Origin of the sequence: Rhizobium sp. WYCCWR10014, assembly GCF_001657485.1 — a bacterium.
Lineage (GTDB): Bacteria > Pseudomonadota > Alphaproteobacteria > Rhizobiales > Rhizobiaceae > Rhizobium.
Window position 1 is genome coordinate 181,675 of the sequence record NZ_LXFU01000024.1, and the last position, 18,504, is coordinate 200,178.

Sequence of the window (18,504 nt, forward strand, 5' to 3'; positions counted from 1 at the left end):
TGAATTCGGCGGCGGCATATCCTGCCGCCGATTCTCAACCGCCGACGAAAGCGGCCAGCTTGTCGAGCGTCGAGCGGCACCCTTCCTCATTGTCTTCGAGGCGGATCCCGGACGGAATATTGTCGCAGACCATCGTCACATCCGTGCCTCCATCCGCAGGCGACAACATCGTGGTGACGGTCATTTCGCCGGAAAAGCCCTCGTCCTCGGAATCGAAGACCGTTGCCCAGACGATTCGTTCGTCGGGCACGAGCTCGGCAAATCGGCCTTCGAACCTGTCCGTCTTGTCGGAAGTCTTGCCCGGCTGCGATGCCTCGTCGTCGGGATAGACGAGCGACATGCTGAAGGCGCCGCCTTCCCTGCCCTCGAAGGCATGAACGATGCCCTTCATGGTATCAGGCGGAAGCCAAGTGGCGACGGCATCTGCATCGAGGAAGGCGCGGTAGATGCGCTCGCGCGGCGCTGCGATAAAGCGTGAGACGGCCGTGCTGCGTGAAGGGGTCATGCCGGCAAGTTAGCGCAGGCATGGGTGTTATCCAGATCGCGCCTCAAACAACGCGATCTGGTTTGCATGCATCAGACGAGGCGGCTCTGTTCCGTCGCCGCTTCTATGAAGCTGGCAAACAGCGGATGCGGGTCGAGCGGCCGGCTCTTCAGTTCCGGGTGGTACTGTACGCCGATGAACCAGGGATGATCGGGATATTCGATCGTCTCCGGCAGCACGCCGTCCGGCGACATGCCGGAGAAGACGAGGCCGCAGTTTTCGAGCCGGTCCTTGTAGTCAATATTGACCTCGTAGCGATGGCGGTGACGCTCGGAAATATCGGTGGAACCGTAGATATCCGAGATCTTCGTGCCCTTCTTCAGCGCCGCCTTGTAGGCGCCGAGGCGCATCGTGCCGCCGAGATCGCCGGCTGCCGTGCGCTTCTGCAATTCGTTGCCCTTGACCCATTCGGTCATCAGGCCGACCACCGGCTCTTTCGTCGGGCCGAATTCCGTCGAGGAGGCACCGGACACGTCGGCGAGATTGCGCGCCGCCTCGATGACCGCCATCTGCATGCCGAAGCAGATGCCGAAATACGGCACCTTGCGCTCGCGGGCAAAGCGGGCAGCGTGGATCTTGCCTTCCGAACCGCGCTCGCCGAAGCCGCCGGGCACCAGGATGCCGTGCACCTTTTCGAGATAGGGCGCCGGATCTTCCTTTTCGAAGACCTCGGACTCGATCCATTCGAGATTGACCTTGACGCGATTGGCGATGCCCCCGTGATGCAGCGCCTCGATCAGCGATTTATAGGCATCCTTGAGGCCGGTATATTTGCCGACGATCGCGATCGTCACCTCGCCCTCCGGCGTGCGGATGCGGTTGCAGACCTCTTCCCACGGGTCGAGCCGCGGCTTCGGCGCCGGCTCGATACCGAAGGCCGCGAGCACTTCGTCATCGAGGCCTTCCTTGTGGTAGGCTATCGGTACATCGTAGATGTTGGCGACGTCGAGCGCCTGGATGACGGCAGACGGGCGAACGTTGCAGAACAGCGAGAGCTTGCGGCGCTCGGCTTCCGGAATTTCGCGGTCGGCCCGCACCAGCAGGATATCGGGATGAATGCCGAGTGCCTGCAGTTCCTTCACCGAATGCTGCGTCGGCTTGGTCTTGAGCTCGCCGGCCGCCGGAATATAGGGCATCAGCGTCAGGTGAACGTAGACGGCGGTACCGCGCGGCAGGTCGTTGCCGAGCTGGCGGATCGCCTCCATGAACGGCATCGCTTCGATGTCGCCGACCGTGCCGCCGATCTCGCAGATGACGAAATCGTAGTCGTCATTGCCCTCGATAACGAAATCCTTGATCTCGTTGGTGACGTGCGGAATGACCTGCACCGTCGCGCCGAGATAGTCGCCGCGCCGTTCCTTGTCGATGATGTTCTTGTAGATACGGCCGGTGGTGATGTTGTCGGTCTTGGTCGCCGAACGCCCTGTGAAGCGTTCGTAGTGACCGAGATCGAGATCGGTTTCCGCGCCATCGTCGGTGACGAAGACCTCGCCGTGCTGGGTCGGGCTCATCGTGCCCGGATCCACGTTCAGATAGGGGTCGAGCTTGCGAAGCCGGACCCGATATCCACGGGCCTGCAGCAACGCTCCGAGAGCCGCGGCCGCAATTCCTTTTCCGAGAGAGGAAACCACGCCGCCAGTGATGAATACGTATCGCGCCATGGGATTCACCGGATACCTTTTCAAAAACGATTCCACCAGCCCCAAAAATTCTTTTCCGGAACTTTCGGAGCGTGGCGCAGGAATCTGAACAAAAGAAAACCGGCAGACCCTGGGGCCTGCCGGCGGTTTATGTCGAAACCCGGTTTACTGTCCCGTCGGGACGCCGGAGGGCTGAGCCGGTGCCGGCGCGGCCGGAGCTGCGGGCGTTGCCGGGGCAGTCGTTGCCGGAGCGGTCGTTGAAGGCGCCGTGGCCGCCGGGGCCTGAGTCGCCGGAGTGCCAGTTGCCGGCGCCCCAGTTGCTGGAGCTTGAGCGGCGGGAGCCTGCGGTGCGGGTGCTGCCGCGCCGCTGCTCGGAACGCCGTTGCCGGCCGGCGGGGTTGCCGGAGCCTGCGCGCCGCCGAGCGAATCGAGAATACCGTTACCCTGGCCGCCTGTTGCCGGAATGCGATCGAGAATATCGCTCGGACGGCCCTCGTAACGTGTCAGGATGCCGAGGCCGAGCGAGGTCAGGAAAAACAGGGTCGCAAGGATCGCGGTCGTGCGCGTCAGCGCATTGGCCGTGCCGCGGGCCGACATGAAGCCGGAACCGCCGCCGATGCCGAGGCCGCCGCCTTCCGAGCGCTGGATGAGCACGACGCCGACAAGGGCGAGCACGATCATGAGATGGATGACAATCAATACGGTCTGCATGGGTCCAGTCCTGCCCGCCTGGAGACGGACAAAGTTAAGAATTCTGGCGGCTCTTTACATGAGGCTTTCATCTATTCCAAGCCCTTCAGCCAGGAATAAACTCGGGAATAAACCCAGGAATAAAAAATGCCTCAGGCGAGCAGCGCCTCATAGGCCCGGTAGATGGCGAGGAAGTCGGCCGCTTTCAAGCTCGCTCCGCCGATCAGCGCGCCGTCGACATTTGCAATGCCCATCAACTCATGGGCATTGGCCGGCTTGACCGAACCGCCATAGAGAAGACGCATCTTACGGCCTTCATCGCCGAAGCGGGCCACAAGCTCTGCCCGCATGAAGGCATGCGCCTTTTCGACATCACCTGATGTCGGCGTCACGCCGGTGCCGATCGCCCAGATCGGCTCGTAGGCGATGACCGTGCTCTCAGCGGCGGCGCCGTCCGGAACCGAGGCGGAAAGCTGGCGCTTGATGACGTCGAGCGCCTGGCCTGTCCGGCGCTCATCCGCGGTCTCGCCAATGCAGATGATCGCCGTCAGCCCCGCGGCGAAGGCTGCCTCCGCCTTGGCGCGCACCAGATGATCCGTTTCGGCATGGTCGGTGCGCCGCTCGGAATGGCCGACGATGACATAGGTGCCGAAACAATCGGCAATCATCTCGGCCGAGATGTCGCCGGTATGCGCACCCGATGGATTCTGATGGCAGTCCTGAGCGCCGATCGCCAGCGGGCTGTCGGTGCACAGCGCCGTCGCCACATAGAGCAGCGTCGCCGGCGGGCAGATCAGCGCTTCGACCTTGTCGGCCAACGGCGGGCGAACACCCTCGGCGATCGCTTTGATCTGATCCAGGGAGGCACGCATGCCATTCATTTTCCAGTTTCCCGCCACAAGCGGGCGCACGTCAGGTGTCATGCTGGCCTTCCACAATCTGCATATCCCTTGGGCAATATCAAAAGCTTGCAGCAAAGAAAAGCATCATGCCCTTGACGTAAGGGGAATCTCTGCAATCCCGCGCATATTTCTGCCGAAAACCGCTCTTTGGGTATTTTTACGGATATCGTTATTGCAAAACCGCTGCACGCTTTTGCGCGATATGCATTAGCCAGCCAGAATCCAGTTCAACACCCCACGCCAGTCGATCATCCGGATCGGCGTCCCGTGATTGCCGGTCTGAAACAGCGTGAAACGCGCCGGATATTTTGACTTGTGCAGGCTTTCGAACAGCGCCTGCTGGTTAGCGGCGGCATAGACCGGGTCGCGGCTGCCATGGGCGAACCAGAGCGGCAGCTTCGCTTTGTAGAAGGCGCTTCTGGTGAAATCAGGATCGGTGACCCCGCTCATGATCAGCATGCCCTTCAGCCGCTTGACGCTGTCACCATCGCGCGCAATGCCCCAGCAAACCTGGCTGCCCATCGAGGCGCAGGAAAGGATGATCGGCCGGCCGGGCGATTGCGTGGCGGCATAGCGGATCAGGCCGGCGATCGCCGCAACGCCGCTGCTGTCGAAGCTTTTGACCGTCGGCGAATAATAAACGCCGCCATTGCCGGCGACGAGGTTCTTGAGGCGGTTGAAATTGCCGCCGAAGCTGTAGTCGTTGGCCCCGAGCCGACGGTCACCGTCGCGGCCATGGATGAAAATCACCGTGAATGCGGCATTCCCGGCCGGTCCCACCCTGGTGACATCGAGCTTGATGCCGTCGAGAGACAGCGTCTCGTCCGCTTGCGCCTTGCGGATGCCGAGCGACACATATTTCTGCTGCACCCGCTTTTGCGGGATCTGGTCGCGGCCGTTGATATCGCGCATCTCGTCATAGTCGATGACCTCGGAGGCGCCGCCGTCGCCGGTCTGCAGCACGGTCTGCTTCGAAAACAGATCGTCCTTGAAAGGAGGCAAAGCGTCGGCCGCCTCTGCCGGGCCAACAGTGGACAGCATGGCCGCGGACAAGAAAAACGCCGCAATTGCGGTGATGATGGTGCAATGACTTGTGGACATTCGCATTCGGATGGTTCCTGAAGCCTGCCGCCGCTTGCCATTCTGCACCCGGCAACGCAAATCATTTGGGAAAAGCCCGCCAAGACCGGCGGTGTCGCGTATAGAGGTGCTTTCTGGCAAAATCTGCCTGATTCGCAAACGTGGCATGAAATGCGGTGATTTTGGGTCGGCGGCGGATGCCCGCCCAAGCCAGACCTAAGACAGGATGAAGATCTGAACGGCTCCATGGACGATAGCAACGACCTCTTTTCCGGAATGCCCCTCTCTGAAAAACGCGAGGAGGCGCAGAAGCCTGCGGTGCCCGCCGAACAGCCGCCGGCTCCGGCTACGCCTGCCGCAGCAGCACCCCCTGCTGGCGGCGCCTCGGCACGCCCGGCGCCCGCCGCCTCGAACTCGGATGATTACGGTGCCTCGTCGATCCGGGTCCTCGAAGGCCTCGAGCCGGTGCGCATGCGTCCTGGCATGTATATCGGCGGCACCGATGAAAAGGCGCTGCACCACCTGTTTGCCGAAGTCATCGACAATGCGATGGATGAGGCGGTCGCCGGACACGCCAATTTCATCGAGGTCTATCTCGACCTCGAGGGTTATCTCACCGTCTCCGACAACGGCCGTGGCATCCCGGTCGAGAACCATCCGCAGGTGCCGGGCAAGTCGACGCTCGAAGTCATCATGACTAAGCTGCATGCCGGCGGCAAATTCGACGGCAAGGCCTACGAGACCTCGGGCGGCCTGCACGGGGTCGGCGTTTCGGTCGTCAACGCGCTCTCCGACGACCTCGAAGTCGAGGTGGCGCGAAACCGCAAGCTCTACCGCCAGCGCTTCTCCCGCGGCCTGCCGCAGGGCGGGCTCGAAGAGTTGGGCGACGTCCACAATCGCCGCGGCACCCGCGTGCGCTTCCATCCAGACCCCCAGATCTTTGGGGATCACATGAAGTTCGATGCCGCGCGCGTCTTCCGCATGGCGCGCTCGAAGGCCTATCTCTTCGGCGGCGTCGAGATCCGCTGGAGCTGCGAGGCGGGCGTCCTGCCCGAAGGTTCCGAGGTTCCTGACAAGGCCGTCTTCCACTTCCCCGGCGGCCTGAAGGACTATCTCCAGGCGACGATGGGCAAGGAGTTCACCGTCACCCGCGAGATCTTTGCCGGCAAGACCGAGAAGACCAGCGGCCACGGCTCGATGGAATGGGCGATCACCTGGTATGGCGGCGATCCGCAGGTGCATTCCTATTGCAACACCATCCCGACGCCCGAAGGCGGCACGCATGAGGCCGGCCTTCGCATCGCGCTGACCAAGGGCCTGAAGGCCTATGCGGAGCTGACGCAGAACAAGCGCGCCGCGCAGATCACCACCGACGACGTAATGATTTCGGCCGTCGGCATGCTGTCGGTCTTCATTCGCGAGCCGGAATTCGTCGGTCAGACCAAAGACAAGCTTGCGACCGTCGAGGCCCAGCGCATCGTCGAGAACGCGTTGCGCGATCCCTTCGACCATTACCTTGCCGACAATCCGAACGAGTCGGCCAAGCTGCTCGACTGGGTGATCGAGCGCGCCGAGGAGCGTCTGCGCCGCCGCAAGGAAAAGGAAGTCAACCGCAAGAGCGCGGTGCGTAAATTGCGCCTGCCCGGCAAGCTCGCCGACTGCTCGCAGAACACCGCCGAGGGCGCCGAACTCTTCATCGTCGAGGGTGACTCGGCAGGCGGTTCGGCCAAGCAGGCGCGCAACCGCGCCAATCAGGCAATTCTGCCGCTACGCGGCAAGATCCTCAACGTCGCCAGCGCCGGCCGCGAAAAACTCGGCGCCAACCAGCAGCTCGCCGATCTCATTCAGGCGCTCGGCTGCGGCACGCGCTCGAAATACCGCGACGAAGACCTGCGTTACGAGCGCATCATCGTCATGACCGATGCCGACGTCGACGGCGCCCACATCGCTTCGCTGCTGATCACCTTCTTCTACCAGGAGATGCCGGAGCTGGTGCGCGGCGGCCATCTCTTCCTCGCCGTGCCGCCGCTTTACAAGATCACTCAAGGCTCGAAATCCGCCTATGCCCGCGACGACAATCATCGCGCCGAGCTGATGCAGACGGAGTTCAAGGGCAAGGCCAAGGTCGAGATTAGCCGCTTCAAAGGTCTCGGCGAAATGATGCCCGCCCAGCTCAAGGAAACCACCATGGATCCGTCCAAGCGCACCCTGCTCAAGGTGCTGATCGACGAGGTGGATTTCGAAGGCACCCGCAGCGCCGTCGATGATCTGATGGGCACCAAACCGGAAGCCCGCTTCCGCTTCATCCAGGATCGTGCAGCCTTTGCCGAAAACCTCGATATCTAGAATATGCCATAGAGCGCGCCGAACGGTTGGATAGACACGGGTTCGGCGCGCCGCATTTTAGCATTCACGATTTCACGGAACTGACGAAGAACCGTAACAACTCCGTCAAACAACCGGCGCATGAAGCGGTCGGCGTGCTCCCCAGGGAGCATTTGCGCCGGTCGAACCGTTTTCAACCCTTGCCGGATATTTGTCATGACCAAGCGTTTTCTCGCGGCTGCCGCTTTCGTTCTTCTGTCCAGCACCGTCAGCGCCACCGATATCGGCGCCACCTTCGAGACCGCCTGCCCCTTCGGCGATTGCGCCGCTGGCATGTCGCTCTCCTATCTCGGTGAATTCGTCATCCCCACCGGCCACATGGAAAACGGCGTCGAATTCGGCGGCATTTCCGGCCTCGATTTCGATGCCGCCACCGGCCACTATCTCGCCATCAGCGACGACCGCTCGGAAAGAGGCCCGGCCCGTTTCTATGAACTCGACGTCGATGTCGACGCCTCCGGCCTCAAGGGCGTATCGGTCGTCAAGCAGGTGACGCTGAAGGACAAGAACGGCGAGCCCTTCACTGCCAGGACCGTCGATCCGGAATCGATCCGCCTCGGCAAGGACGGCATCTATTGGGGCAGCGAAGGTGACGGCAAGGCGTTGCTTCCGCCCTTCGTCCGTGTCGCTTCGCCGGACGGCTCCTTCGTCCGCGAATTCAAGCTGCCGGAGGGCTTTGCACCGACGGCAGACAAGTCGACCGGCATCCGTGACAATCTCGCCTTCGAGGATCTTGCCGTCGCGCCCTCCGGCGATGTTTTCGTCGGTGTCGAAGCGGCCCTCTACCAGGATGGTCCGAACCCCTCGCTGACGTCAGGCAGCCTGTCGCGCATCGTCCGCTACGACGGCCCCACGGGCGAGCCAAAAGCTGAATACGTCTACCTCGTCTCGCCGATCCCGCAGGCAGCCACCAAGGCCGACGGCGGCAATGACAACGGCATGTCCGAGATTCTTGCCCTCGACGATCACCGCCTGCTCGCCGTCGAACGAAGCTATGCCCAGGGCTTCGGCAACAATATCAAGATCATGATGATGGATCTGACTGACGCCACCGATGTATCCGCTATCGCTTCGCTCGCCAAAAACGACCAGCGCGTCGTTCCCGTTCGCAAAAGCCAGGTCCTCGATTTGAGGGCGATCGGCCTCGTTCCCGACAATATCGAGGCGATGTCGCTCGGCAAGGCCAAGGATGGCGCCGACGTTCTCATTCTCGGCTCCGACAATAATTTCTCGGCCGGCCAGAAGACGCAATTCTATGCCTTCAAGGTTCTCAGGCGTCCGCAGCAGTAAGACGTCCGGATCTGGGGGTCGAATAGCGACGCTTTGTATACGCTTTCCCGTTGCGGACCTTGAAACCGTCGGGATCATGGCCCATAACCAAAGTACAAGAATAAGAAGAGGCGCGCGTGGGTGTGTTCGACCGTCAGAAAAGCAATCATGAACCGCGATGGCTCGGATCGTCGGCGCAAACGCGCACACCGCTGATTCCCTCCATATCGGCGGCGCGCTGGCTGCTGGTCCTGGTCGTCGCTGCCGGCGTCTATTTCTTCTACGGCTTCCTCGTGCCGGTGCTCGCAGCCCTCGTCATCGGCTTCGCCAGCTGGCCGCTCTACCGCAAGCTTCTCGCCCGCGTCGGCGGCAATACGACGATCGCCGCGACCATCGCCATCATCCTGATCATCACCTTCCTGGTCATCCCGATCGGGCTTGCGGTCACCTATACGACGGGCGAAGTGCGCACCTGGGTCGCCTGGGCAATCCACGCCAACCGCGCCGGCGCCCCGACACCCGACTGGATCGTCGCGCTGCCTTGGGCCGGCGCCTATCTCGATGAAGTCTGGACAAAATATATCGGCAGCCCCGGCGCACTCGGCGAAGTCATCCAGGCGGTCAGCGGCGCCAATATCGGCAACATCTATCGCGCCGTGCTTGCGGCCGGCGGCGGCGCCTTCCACCTGCTGCTGACGCTGCTCTTCATGCTGATCGCGCTGTTCTTTGTCTATCGCGACGGTTTCTCCTTCTCCAAGCAGATCGACATGCTGGGCGAGCGCATCCTGCCGAACCGCTGGGAGCGGATTTCCCGCGTCGTGCCGGCGACGATCAGCTCCACCGTCATGGGCATGACGTTGATCGCAATCGGCGAAGGCATCGTGCTCGGCCTTGCCTACTGGATTGCCGGCGTGCCGTCGCCGGTGACGCTCGGCGTGCTGACGGGCGTGATGGCGCTGATACCGGGCGGTGCGCCGCTCTCCTTCACGCTGGTCTCTATCTATCTGCTGGCGAGCGGCTCCCATGTCGCCGGCATCAGTCTCTTCGTCTGGGGGACGGTCGAGCTCTTCATCGTCGACAAGACGCTGCGGCCGAAGCTCGTCGGCGGTCCGATCAAGCTGCCCTTCCTGCCGACCTTCTTCGGCCTCGTCGGCGGCGTCAAGACGATGGGTTTCCTCGGCCTCTTCATCGGCCCGGTGCTGATGGCGCTGATCGTCGCCATCTGGCGCGAATGGATCCACGAGGCCCGCAACGCCGACAAGAGCGAGACCGGACCGCAGATCATCATCGACGAACAGGCCCCGCCGCCGCTCCCGGGGTCGCCGAAAACCATGCCGCGCGTCGCCGAAGGCTGAACATGGCTTCGAGACCGGCTACCCCAGCCGCTTTTCCATGAACAGGCTAAGCGGATCCGGCAGATAGCTGCCGAAAGGCTCGATTTCCCGATATCCGTATTTGCGGTAGAGCGCGATCGCCTCGGGCTGATAGATGCCGGTTTCGAGCCGGATCGCCGTCAGCCCCTTTTCCCCTGCGATTGCTTCGAGCGCATTCATCAGGCCGCTAGCGATCCTCAGCCCTCTTGCCTCGGGGTCGACGAACATGCGCTTGATCTCCGCCGTGCCGTCGCCGGCCTCGACAAGCGCGCAGCAGCCGACGATCGCATCGTCGCTGCGCGCGACGAGGAAGCTCACCGAAGGTTTCTCCAGCACGGATAGGTCGACCAGATGGTTGCTCTCGGCAGGATAGAGTGATTGCGCATAGGCATCGGAAAGATCGAGAAGGCGGATGACGCCCTCCTGGCGCGGCGGCTCCAAGGCAATGGTGACGGACATCCTGGCTCCCTCTAACGGCGCGTGACAAAATTTTCCCCGATGTGACGAAGAGTTAATGCCCTTGCCTTCATTCGGTTGGAATTGCACCCTCTAAGACGATGAGGTGCTCAATAATCAAGGAAGCAGAATATGCAAGCGGTGCTGATCGCGATGACCATTCTCGGCTGCGACGATTCCATCAGCCAGTGCAATTATGTCGCGACGGTCGATAAACGCTGGGAAACCGTTGCCGCCTGCGATGCCGAAGCCGAACGACGGCTGAAGACCTATGTGAATGTCAACTATCCCTCGGTGATCGCGGTGTGCGAGGCGCCGAAAGCCATCGCCGCCGCCGAGCCGCCGAAACCGGCGCCTGTGCCTGCCGCCGCGCCCGAGGTCGCTGTCGCAGCGCCCCAACCCGCAGGAAGGATAGCCGGTTTTGCTGAAGGCATCGCCGGGCAGGTCCGCGCCCACCTGCCCTCGGGCAGAAGCGTCAAGGACACACTGACCAAGCCCGTGCACTTCGTCTCCGCCAGTTATTCCTGGGTGGTGACGCGGCTGGCTGATTAAGCGGCCGCAAGCGCCGCGTAGACGCGGGCCGATTGTCGCTGCTCGTTAACGTGCAGCTTTTCCACCATGTCGAGCAACTCGCCGATCGCGCCATGCGCGTCATGATGGCGGAATTTTTCGAGAAGACGGCCGCAGACATTGCCGAGCACGCTTCCCGGCACTTTTCTGGCGGCGTCACGCCACAGCATCGTCGCCTCGACGAAGATCACGCTGATATCCCTCGGCAGGCCGGCGGACTCGTAGAGCGCGCGCACGGCATGCATCCGCCCGGTTGCCAGGATCGAGCGCACCCGGCGCTCGCTGCACGCGGTCAGATCGACGATCGCGCCGGCGAAGAAATCTACCTTGCCGGCACAGAGCGCATGCATCAGGAAGGACGGCGTCAGCCGGCCGTTGAGGCGCAGATGCTGGACGAGATCAGGTATTTCGCGCGGCGCGATGTCGCCGGCGATCGAAACGATGGCGGCCTCGGTCGCCTCGCGGCTGATGCGCTGAAGCCGCTGCAGGCCGATCGCCGCCTGTGCCAGCGGCAGGCCGACCAGCGCATTACTGACATGCTGGGTCAGCAACTGGCGGGCATCGGCGGGAAGATCGCTGCGGTCGAGAAGCAGGTTGCGAATATCGCAGCAATCGCCGAGCCGTTCGGCGATGCGTTTCAACGATAGGCTGGAGATCACCGCGCCGTCATTCTCGAGCAGGCAGAGCAGTTCCTCCTCGTCGCCGACCTCCGCAAGGGCGGCGGACACCGGCCGCGTCACATGCGCTCTGGCGGCGATCAGCATGCGGGTGGCGCCGTTGCCGCGCGCGGCAAGGTCGACGAGATCGGCGTCGCTCAAAAGCGGCGAACAGGTCACCGCATGGCAGGCGACCTCGGGCTGGTCTTCGGCAAGCGAAAGGATAAGGTTGCGCGGAGCATCGGGCGACCAAGCGATCGCCTCGGCCAGCGCAAGCCGCACGCGCGGCGACGGATCGTCGAGAAGAAAAGTCATCGCCATTTCGGCCGCCGCCCGCTCGTCCGCGGACATTTCGGACTGCAGATAGGCGCGCCCGAGTGCGTTTGCGGCCCGGGCCCGGTCACCGGTCTTGGCCGTTTCGATCCAACGAAGGAAAGCTTCTACGATCACGCGACGCCCCAGCATTTGAACGCGATTCCCTCGCGCTCCATTCAATGCTGTGACCGTAGTGGCAAAAGGTTTAAGATTGGTTCACCATGTTTCTTAAGCCATTGGACACCTTGCCGGTTCGGCTCAGCCTTGCTGCGGCTTCGGCCGGATCATCTCGAAAACATCGCTGCCTTCGCTGTAATCCATGTAGCCCATGCGGGCCAAAGGTCGGGCGATCGACATGTCGAGGCGGCCGTCCCTGACGATCGCTTCATCGATGCGGATGCCGACCACTTCGCCGAAGACGAGGACGTTTTCGGACGGTTCGCCCGAGAGCGTCTTCGGTTCGATGATCTCGGTCACCTTGCATTCGAGCACCGCGAAAGCCTCTCCGACATAGGGCGCGTCGATCAGTTCGCCCGGCTTAGCCGTCAGGCCGGCGAAGTCGAATTCGCTGTCGCCATAGGGCAGCGCCGCCGAGGAGAGGTTCATCTTCTCGGCGAGATCGCGGCTCACGAAATTGCAGGTGAAGACGCCGGTCTCGGCCGCGTTGCGCTGGCTGTGCTTGCGCCCGGCGGAAGAAAACATCACCAGCTTCGGCCGGTCGGCAACGGCATTGAAGAAGGAATAGGGCGCCAGATTGATCGATCCGTCCCTGCCCTTGCTGCCGATCCAGCCGATCGGGCGCGGCGACACGATCGCCTTGAACGGATCATGCGCGAGCCCATGCCGGTTGCTGTCGGTGGTGTAAAACATCAGTCTTCCCCGCCGACCCAGGTCACGGTATCGGCAAGCTCCGGCCGCGGCCGCTCGATTGCCGGAAATGTCGTCGAGCCGATATGGATGAAGCCCGCCACCTTTTCATCAGGCCCGACGCCGAGCAGCGGATAGGCGCGCTCGTCATAGGCGAACCATTCCGTCAGCCAGTTGGCGACATAACCATTGGCATTGGCGGCGAGGATGACGTTGAAGCAAAGCGCGCCTGCCGACATCAACTGCTCCCATTCCGGGATCTTGATATGCGGCCCTGCCTTGCTGACGATGGCGACGACCACAGGCGCACGGGTGAAACGGCTGCGCTCGACCAGGATCATCTCCTCGGAAAGCTCGGGCTTTGTCTGAAGCGCCAGCGTCAGAAGTTCCTCGCCGAGACGCACGCGCTGCTCTCCGCGATAAACGATGAAGCGCCATGGGGCGATTTTGCCGTGATCGGGAACACGCGAGGCAAGACGCAGGATCTCCTCGATCTCGGCCTTCTCGGGGCCCGGTTCGCACATCTGAAAAGCGGGGATGGAGCGGCGCACGGCGAGGTAGTCGATCAGCTTGATATCGGATTTCATACGGGAGAAGCTCTCATTTTTATGCTGCTGCAAAGGGTGGGTCTTGAATTTGCCATCGCGTTGGTCTTGAAGTGACCTTTGCGATTTCAGAAGTCAATCGGTTCACGAAACAGATGTTTGGCATTTTGCCTTTTGCACGCATCGGCCTTGCCATTGCCCTGATGGTATTGATGCCCCTCGGCGCCGGCGCTCAGGACGCATTCAAGGAATTCAAACAGCTTGAATCGACGCCGAAGATGCCGAAGCTCGATGCCTTTATCGCGCCCGGCACGGTGCCCGAAGGGGTAAAGCTGCGCGACGTCCCGATGGAGGCCAAGCTGACGGCGGACGGCACGCCGGTCGAGGAGGGCCTTTCCTGGTACGTCTTCAGCCCGATCGCCGGAACCGATGGCAAGCTGCCACTGATCGCCAGCGCCAAGGGCGGGCCCGCCGCCTTCCAGCTCGCCCCCGGCGATTATTTCGTCAATGTTTCCTTCGGCCGAGCCGGGGTCACTAAGAAACTGACCGTGCCCGCTGAAGGCGAGGTCGACAAGCAGGTGATGGTGCTCGATGCCGGCGGCCTGCTGCTCAATGCCGTCTCCGGCGCCGACGCCCGCATTCGCCCCGACCAGTTGAGCTTCTCGATCTATTCCTCGGAAGTGCGCGACGATGGCGAGCGTGGCCTCGTCGTGGCCGATGTCTCGCCGAACACCGTCGTCCGTCTCAATGCCGGCACCTATCACATCGTTTCCGAATATGGCAGCGTCAACGCCGTGATCCGCGCCGACATCCAGGTCGAGGCCGGCAAACTGACCGAGGCGACGATCCAGCATCGTGCCGCGCAGATCACCTTCAAGCTGGTCTCCGACGCCGGCGGCGAGGCGATCGCCGATACGGCATGGTCGATCCTGACGGCCGCCGGCGACAGTGTCGGCGAAAGTGTCAGCGCCTTCCCGACCATGGTTCTCGCCGAAGGCGGATATTCCGCCGTCGCCCGCAACAAGGACAAGATCTACCAGCGCGATTTCACCGTCGTCGCCGGCAGAAATACTGATGTCGAGGTTCTGATGAAGGACCAGCAGCCGCAGCCGCCGGTGAACGACGCGGCTCGCACGGTGCAGCAGGTGCCTGTGGGCACACCGACACCGCCGGGTGTCCAGCCGGCCCCGGTAGCGCCGCTGCCGTCCTACGAACAGCTCGTGCCGCAGGGCGGCGATGACACCAGCCTCGATTGATTTTTACCGCGAACGGCTTCGGCTCGGCCGAGACGTTTGGCATAGACACGATTCGGGGGGCCATCGTGAGGGCGGCCTCGTTATCGCTGTTTAGAAGCCCCGACCGTGCAAATCAGCAGGTTTCATCATTGGTTTGGGGGATTCGTTGAAGCGCCGCCCGGCCTCGGGCGACGCGCAGACCGGATTTCCGACAGCACCGCGTACGGCACTGTCGGATCTGCATTTGTTCAGGCCGCCTTGGCCTTTTTTGCTTCGGCCTTGCGACGGATGTCGGGCGGTGTCGCTTCGAGAGCAAGGCTGTCGACGGCGGCATCGAGCCCCACCGAAACCTGATCCTGGCTACCGAGGCGGCGGATATTGACCGTGCGCTCCTCGGCCTCCTTCCTGCCGCAGACGATAATGACAGGAACCTTGGTGACCGAATGCTCGCGGACCTTGTAGTTGATCTTCTCGTTGCGGAAGTCGGTCTCGACGTTGAGACCGGCCTCGCGCAGCGCCTCGGCCACTTCAAGCCCGTAGGCGTCGGCTTCCGAGGTGATCGTTGCGACCACCACCTGCAGCGGCGATACCCAGAGCGGCATGTGGCCGGCGAAGTTCTCGATCAGGATGCCGAGGAAACGCTCCATCGAGCCGCAGATGGCGCGGTGGATCATCACCGGCTGCGTCTTTTCCGAGTTGCTGTCGATGTAAAAGGCGCCGAAGCGTTCCGGCAGGTTGAAGTCGACCTGCGTCGTCCCGCACTGCCATTCGCGGCCGATGGCATCCTTCAGCGTATATTCGAACTTCGGACCGTAGAAGGCGCCCTCGCCCGGCAGGATGCCGGTCTTGATGTTGTTCGACTGCTGCTGGATCGTCTCCAGCACGCCCATCATCACGCTTTCGGCGCGGTCCCAGAGCTCGTCCGAACCGACGCGCTTGTCCGGGCGGGTCGACAGCTTGATGGTGACTTCGTCGAAGCCGAAATCCTTATAGACCGAAAGGATCAGGTCGTTGATCTTCAGGCACTCGGCGGCCATCTGCTCGTCGGTGCAGAAGATGTGCGCATCGTCCTGCGTGAAGCCGCGCACGCGCATCAGCCCGTGCAGCGCGCCCGACGGCTCGTAGCGGTGGACATTGCCGAATTCGGCGAGCCGGATCGGCAGTTCGCGATAGGATTTCAGCCCGTGCTTGAAGATCTGGATATGGCCGGGGCAGTTCATCGGCTTCAGCGCGAAGACGCGGTCGTCGTCCGTATCGTCACCGGCAACCGTCACCTTGAACATGTTATCGCGGTACCAGCCCCAGTGACCGGAGGTTTCCCACAGCGACTTGTCGAGCACCTGTGGTGCGTTGACTTCCTGATAATCGCCGGCAAGCCGGCGGCGCATGTAGGCGACCAGCGTCTGGAATACACGCCAGCCCTTGCCGTGCCAGAAGACCACGCCGGGACCTTCTTCCTGGAAATGGAAGAGATCCATCTCGCGGCCGAGGCGGCGGTGATCGCGCTTTTCGGCTTCGGCAAGCATATGCAGGTAGTTGTCGAGTTCCGACTGTTCGGCAAAGGCCGTGCCGTAGATGCGGCTCAGCATCGGATTGTTGCTGTCTCCGCGCCAATAGGCGCCGGCCACCTTCAAGAGCTTGAAGGCGCTGCCGATCTGGCCGGTCGAGGCCATGTGCGGGCCGCGGCAGAGGTCGAACCAGTCGCCCTGGTAATAGATCTTGAGATCCTGCCCTTCCGGGATCGCATCGACGAGTTCGACCTTGTACTGCTCGCCCTTGTCGGCGAAGACCTGTTTCGCCTTCTCGCGCGACCAGACCTGCTTGGTGAAGGCGGCGTTGCGGGCGATGATCTCCTTCATCTTCTTTTCGATCTTCGGCAGATCGTCGAGTGTGAAGGGCTCGTTCTTGGCGAAGTCGTAATAGAAGCCGTTTTCGATAACCGGGCCGATCGTCACCTGGGTGCCGGGCCAGAGCTCCTGCACCGCTTCAGCCATGACATGCGCCGCGTCGTGGCGGATGAGTTCGAGCGCGCGGTCGTCATTGCGGGTAATGATCTCGATCCGGCCGGTCGTCACGGGATCGGAAAGGTCGCGCACGGTGCCGTCGATGGCAACGGCGACCGCCTTCTTGGCGAGCGACTTGGAAATGGATTCGGCGACATCTCGGCCGGTTGCGCCGGCATCATAGCCACGCACGGAACCATCGGGAAATGTCAGAGAAATAGCTTGGGACATCGAAATTCTCCTTGTCCAGTCCCGCCAACGAATGCGGGTGGTTGACATGAAAGCGCCTCCGCGGAGCTGAATGCGCAGCCGCCTGATAGCCAGATTTCCTGTCTGAGTAAAGAAAAAGCGGGGGCTATATAATCATTTCAGTCAGCCCGCGCACGGTGTTCCAGTTGCGCATCGTGCCGACACCGAGGCGCTTGGTCGTCAGCGCCGAAAGCAGCTTGGATTGGCTTGGCTTGCCGGCGAAATCGATCCAGAGATCGCCGCCGACGACGGCGATGCGCTGTCCCTCCGTCATCAACGGTTTCAGTGCCTCCACCTTCTGGGGATCGACCGGCAGACGCATCACCCGGACGATGACCTGGTCGCCATTGCCGTCCTTGAAGGGATTGGTGCTGCAAAGCGCCATCCAGGTGCAGTCGCTGCGGACGATGATATCGACATGTTTGCCGAACTTTTCTTCAAAACCCTCTTCCAGCTGGGTCTCGACTTCGTGCGGCCGCATCTCGTCGGCCTCGAAGACAAGATTGCCGGTGGAAACCAGCGTGCGCGGCTCGCGATAGCCGAGTTCTTCGGCAAGTGCGCGCAAATCCTGCATGATGACGCGGCGATCGGGCGTCAGGACAATGCTGTGCAGAAGGGCGATGAAGGTGCTCATGGCGCTCACCCTTTCTTCCGCCCGAGGGCGAGATAACGCCAAGGGGTCCACCAGCGGAAGCGGTCGCCGAGCATCACCGGCACCTGGTCGAGGCCGCTGGTACCGCCCGGGCCGCAGCGGCCGACGCGAAACAGCGTCATCCAGCCGCCGGCCCAAAGACCGTGGCGGGCGATCGACTCGTAGCCATATTCGGAGCAGGTCGGGATATGGCGGCAGGAATTGCCGACAAAGCCGGACAGCGTCAGCTGGTAGAGGCGGATCAGCCCCATGCCGAGCAGGCGGTCGGGCGTCTTTCGGAACGGGCCGGTATAATTGCGGGAAGTGCGTGCGGCCTTTTCACGCGGCTTGTCCGATCCGGCGGCGCCGCCATCGTCCTCATCGTCAGCCTGCCGAACGCAGAACTCGCACATGTCAGTTACGCCTCGACAACTTCCGCCCGTTTCGCCTCGATCTGCCCGATCGCATCGACGACGGCATCGAAGGTCAGCATCGTCGAGGCATGGCGGGCCTTGTAGTCCCGCACCGGCAGCAGATAGCGCATGTCTTCGAATCGTCCATGAGGCCCCGCCCCGTCCGCCTTCAACATGGCGAGCATGTCCTGGCGGGCCTGGCGCAATTCGTCCGATGTGGCGCCGACGACATGGCGGGCCATAATCGAGGACGACGCCTGGCCGAGCGCGCAGGCCTTCACGTCATGGGCAAAACCGGTCACGGTGTCGCCATCCATCTTCAGCCAGATCCGCACCTTCGAGCCGCAGAGCTTGGAATGGGCCTGGGCGCTCGCATCGGCATCATCAAGCGTGCCGGTCAGCGGAATATTGCCGGCGAATTCGAGGATTTTGCTGTTGTAGATATCGTCCATGCTGGATTTCCGCTCCAAAATCGCTGCGGATCGGCCTCTATGGGGGCGTTATTGTCGTCAAAACAAAAAACACACCGTGTCGTGTGAGGATACTTACATACGATGGCCGTCTTCCTATATGTATGTCGTTCGAAGGCCATTAAAATGCAATGGCCTGGTGTAAGTTTGATTGGGAAACCGTGCCGGACGGGTGTTGAAATTGCCCTGAAAGCCCCGGAGCCTGCCAAAG

General features: G+C 62.2%; 20 protein-coding genes. 6 read left to right on the forward strand and 14 right to left on the reverse strand.

Features of this window, described 5'->3' with window-relative positions; genetic code table 11:
- Positions 1-34: 34 nt before the first annotated feature.
- The 4 genes from A6U98_RS03805 to tpiA form a co-directional block, all read right to left on the reverse strand.
- A complete protein-coding gene (locus tag A6U98_RS03805) occupies positions 35-505 on the reverse strand; it encodes an SRPBCC family protein (RefSeq protein WP_064648145.1) in 471 nt (156 codons plus the stop codon).
- A 71-nt stretch (positions 506-576) separates the two neighbouring features.
- Entirely contained in the window at positions 577-2,205 is a 1,629-nt protein-coding gene (locus tag A6U98_RS03810; RefSeq protein WP_012757532.1) for a CTP synthase, read from the reverse strand.
- 144 nt (positions 2,206-2,349) lie between these two features.
- Positions 2,350-2,895: a preprotein translocase subunit SecG gene (secG, locus tag A6U98_RS03815; RefSeq protein WP_064648146.1), complete on the reverse strand. Its 546-nt coding sequence runs from the start codon at positions 2,893-2,895 to the stop codon at positions 2,350-2,352.
- Between the two features lie 131 nt (positions 2,896-3,026).
- Positions 3,027-3,797, reverse strand: a complete 771-nt coding sequence (tpiA, locus tag A6U98_RS03820; RefSeq protein ID WP_064648147.1) for a triose-phosphate isomerase — start codon at positions 3,795-3,797, stop codon at positions 3,027-3,029.
- On the opposite strand from tpiA, the gene A6U98_RS37050 reads away from it, so the two are divergent.
- Positions 3,745-3,987 carry a hypothetical protein gene (locus A6U98_RS37050; protein WP_184497920.1) on the forward strand — a complete coding sequence of 81 codons (243 nt, stop codon included), beginning with the start codon at positions 3,745-3,747 and terminating at the stop codon, positions 3,985-3,987. The genes tpiA and A6U98_RS37050 overlap by 53 nt on opposite strands.
- On the opposite strand, the gene A6U98_RS03825 is transcribed toward A6U98_RS37050, so the two are convergent.
- Entirely contained in the window at positions 3,984-4,883 is a 900-nt protein-coding gene (locus A6U98_RS03825; protein ID WP_064648148.1) for an alpha/beta hydrolase, read from the reverse strand. The two genes, A6U98_RS37050 and A6U98_RS03825, sit on opposite strands and share 4 nt — an antisense overlap.
- 219 nt (positions 4,884-5,102) lie before the next feature.
- On the opposite strand from A6U98_RS03825, the gene parE reads away from it, so the two are divergent.
- The gene (gene parE, locus A6U98_RS03830) at positions 5,103-7,202 is read left to right on the forward strand and encodes a DNA topoisomerase IV subunit B (RefSeq protein WP_064648149.1); all 2,100 of its coding nucleotides are present in this window, start codon (positions 5,103-5,105) and stop codon (positions 7,200-7,202) included.
- Here the strand turns inward: parE and A6U98_RS03835 are convergent.
- Positions 7,199-7,399 carry a hypothetical protein gene (locus tag A6U98_RS03835; protein ID WP_064648150.1) on the reverse strand — a complete coding sequence of 67 codons (201 nt, stop codon included), beginning with the start codon at positions 7,397-7,399 and terminating at the stop codon, positions 7,199-7,201. The two genes, parE and A6U98_RS03835, sit on opposite strands and share 4 nt — an antisense overlap.
- On the opposite strand from A6U98_RS03835, the gene A6U98_RS03840 reads away from it, so the two are divergent.
- Together A6U98_RS03840 and A6U98_RS03845 are read left to right on the forward strand one after the other, a co-directional pair.
- Entirely contained in the window at positions 7,398-8,531 is a 1,134-nt protein-coding gene (locus tag A6U98_RS03840) for an esterase-like activity of phytase family protein (protein ID WP_064648151.1), read from the forward strand. The two genes, A6U98_RS03835 and A6U98_RS03840, sit on opposite strands and share 2 nt — an antisense overlap.
- Before the next feature lie 116 nt (positions 8,532-8,647).
- Positions 8,648-9,865 carry an AI-2E family transporter gene (locus tag A6U98_RS03845; protein ID WP_064648152.1) on the forward strand — a complete coding sequence of 406 codons (1,218 nt, stop codon included), beginning with the start codon at positions 8,648-8,650 and terminating at the stop codon, positions 9,863-9,865.
- A gap of 18 nt (positions 9,866-9,883) precedes the next feature.
- Here A6U98_RS03845 and A6U98_RS03850 read toward each other — a convergent pair whose 3' ends face one another.
- Positions 9,884-10,342, reverse strand: a complete 459-nt coding sequence (locus tag A6U98_RS03850; protein ID WP_064648153.1) for a GNAT family N-acetyltransferase — start codon at positions 10,340-10,342, stop codon at positions 9,884-9,886.
- A gap of 129 nt (positions 10,343-10,471) precedes the next feature.
- Here A6U98_RS03850 and A6U98_RS03855 point away from each other — a divergent pair, with 129 nt between their 5' ends.
- Complete coding sequence (locus A6U98_RS03855; RefSeq protein WP_064648154.1) at positions 10,472-10,891, forward strand: hypothetical protein; 420 nt, start codon at positions 10,472-10,474, stop codon at positions 10,889-10,891.
- Here A6U98_RS03855 and A6U98_RS03860 read toward each other — a convergent pair.
- From A6U98_RS03860 to A6U98_RS03870, 3 genes are all read right to left on the reverse strand, one after another.
- Positions 10,888-12,030, reverse strand: a complete 1,143-nt coding sequence (locus tag A6U98_RS03860) for a DUF2336 domain-containing protein (protein WP_064648155.1) — start codon at positions 12,028-12,030, stop codon at positions 10,888-10,890. The two genes, A6U98_RS03855 and A6U98_RS03860, sit on opposite strands and share 4 nt — an antisense overlap.
- Positions 12,031-12,138: 108 nt before the next feature.
- Positions 12,139-12,750 (reverse strand): flavin reductase family protein, encoded by a 612-nt coding sequence (locus A6U98_RS03865; RefSeq protein ID WP_064648156.1) that lies wholly within the window; start codon positions 12,748-12,750, stop codon positions 12,139-12,141.
- Complete coding sequence (locus A6U98_RS03870) at positions 12,750-13,334, reverse strand: nitroreductase (RefSeq protein WP_064648157.1); 585 nt, start codon at positions 13,332-13,334, stop codon at positions 12,750-12,752. Before A6U98_RS03870 ends, A6U98_RS03865 begins: the two co-directional genes overlap by 1 nt.
- 113 nt (positions 13,335-13,447) lie before the next feature.
- On the opposite strand from A6U98_RS03870, the gene A6U98_RS03875 reads away from it, so the two are divergent.
- Positions 13,448-14,548: a hypothetical protein gene (locus A6U98_RS03875; RefSeq protein WP_064648304.1), complete on the forward strand. Its 1,101-nt coding sequence runs from the start codon at positions 13,448-13,450 to the stop codon at positions 14,546-14,548.
- A 227-nt stretch (positions 14,549-14,775) separates the two neighbouring features.
- On the opposite strand, the gene thrS is transcribed toward A6U98_RS03875, so the two are convergent.
- From thrS to A6U98_RS03895, 4 genes are all read right to left on the reverse strand, one after another.
- Positions 14,776-16,761: a threonine--tRNA ligase gene (thrS, locus tag A6U98_RS03880; protein ID WP_064648158.1), complete on the reverse strand. Its 1,986-nt coding sequence runs from the start codon at positions 16,759-16,761 to the stop codon at positions 14,776-14,778.
- Positions 16,762-16,885: 124 nt separating this feature from the next.
- Positions 16,886-17,413, reverse strand: a complete 528-nt coding sequence (locus A6U98_RS03885; protein WP_064648305.1) for a DUF1697 domain-containing protein — start codon at positions 17,411-17,413, stop codon at positions 16,886-16,888.
- 5 nt (positions 17,414-17,418) lie between these two features.
- A complete protein-coding gene (gene yidD, locus A6U98_RS03890; protein WP_064648159.1) occupies positions 17,419-17,823 on the reverse strand; it encodes a membrane protein insertion efficiency factor YidD in 405 nt (134 codons plus the stop codon).
- A 5-nt stretch (positions 17,824-17,828) separates the two neighbouring features.
- The gene (locus A6U98_RS03895) at positions 17,829-18,275 is read right to left on the reverse strand and encodes an iron-sulfur cluster assembly scaffold protein (protein ID WP_017960560.1); all 447 of its coding nucleotides are present in this window, start codon (positions 18,273-18,275) and stop codon (positions 17,829-17,831) included.
- Between the last annotated feature and the right edge of the window lie 229 nt (positions 18,276-18,504).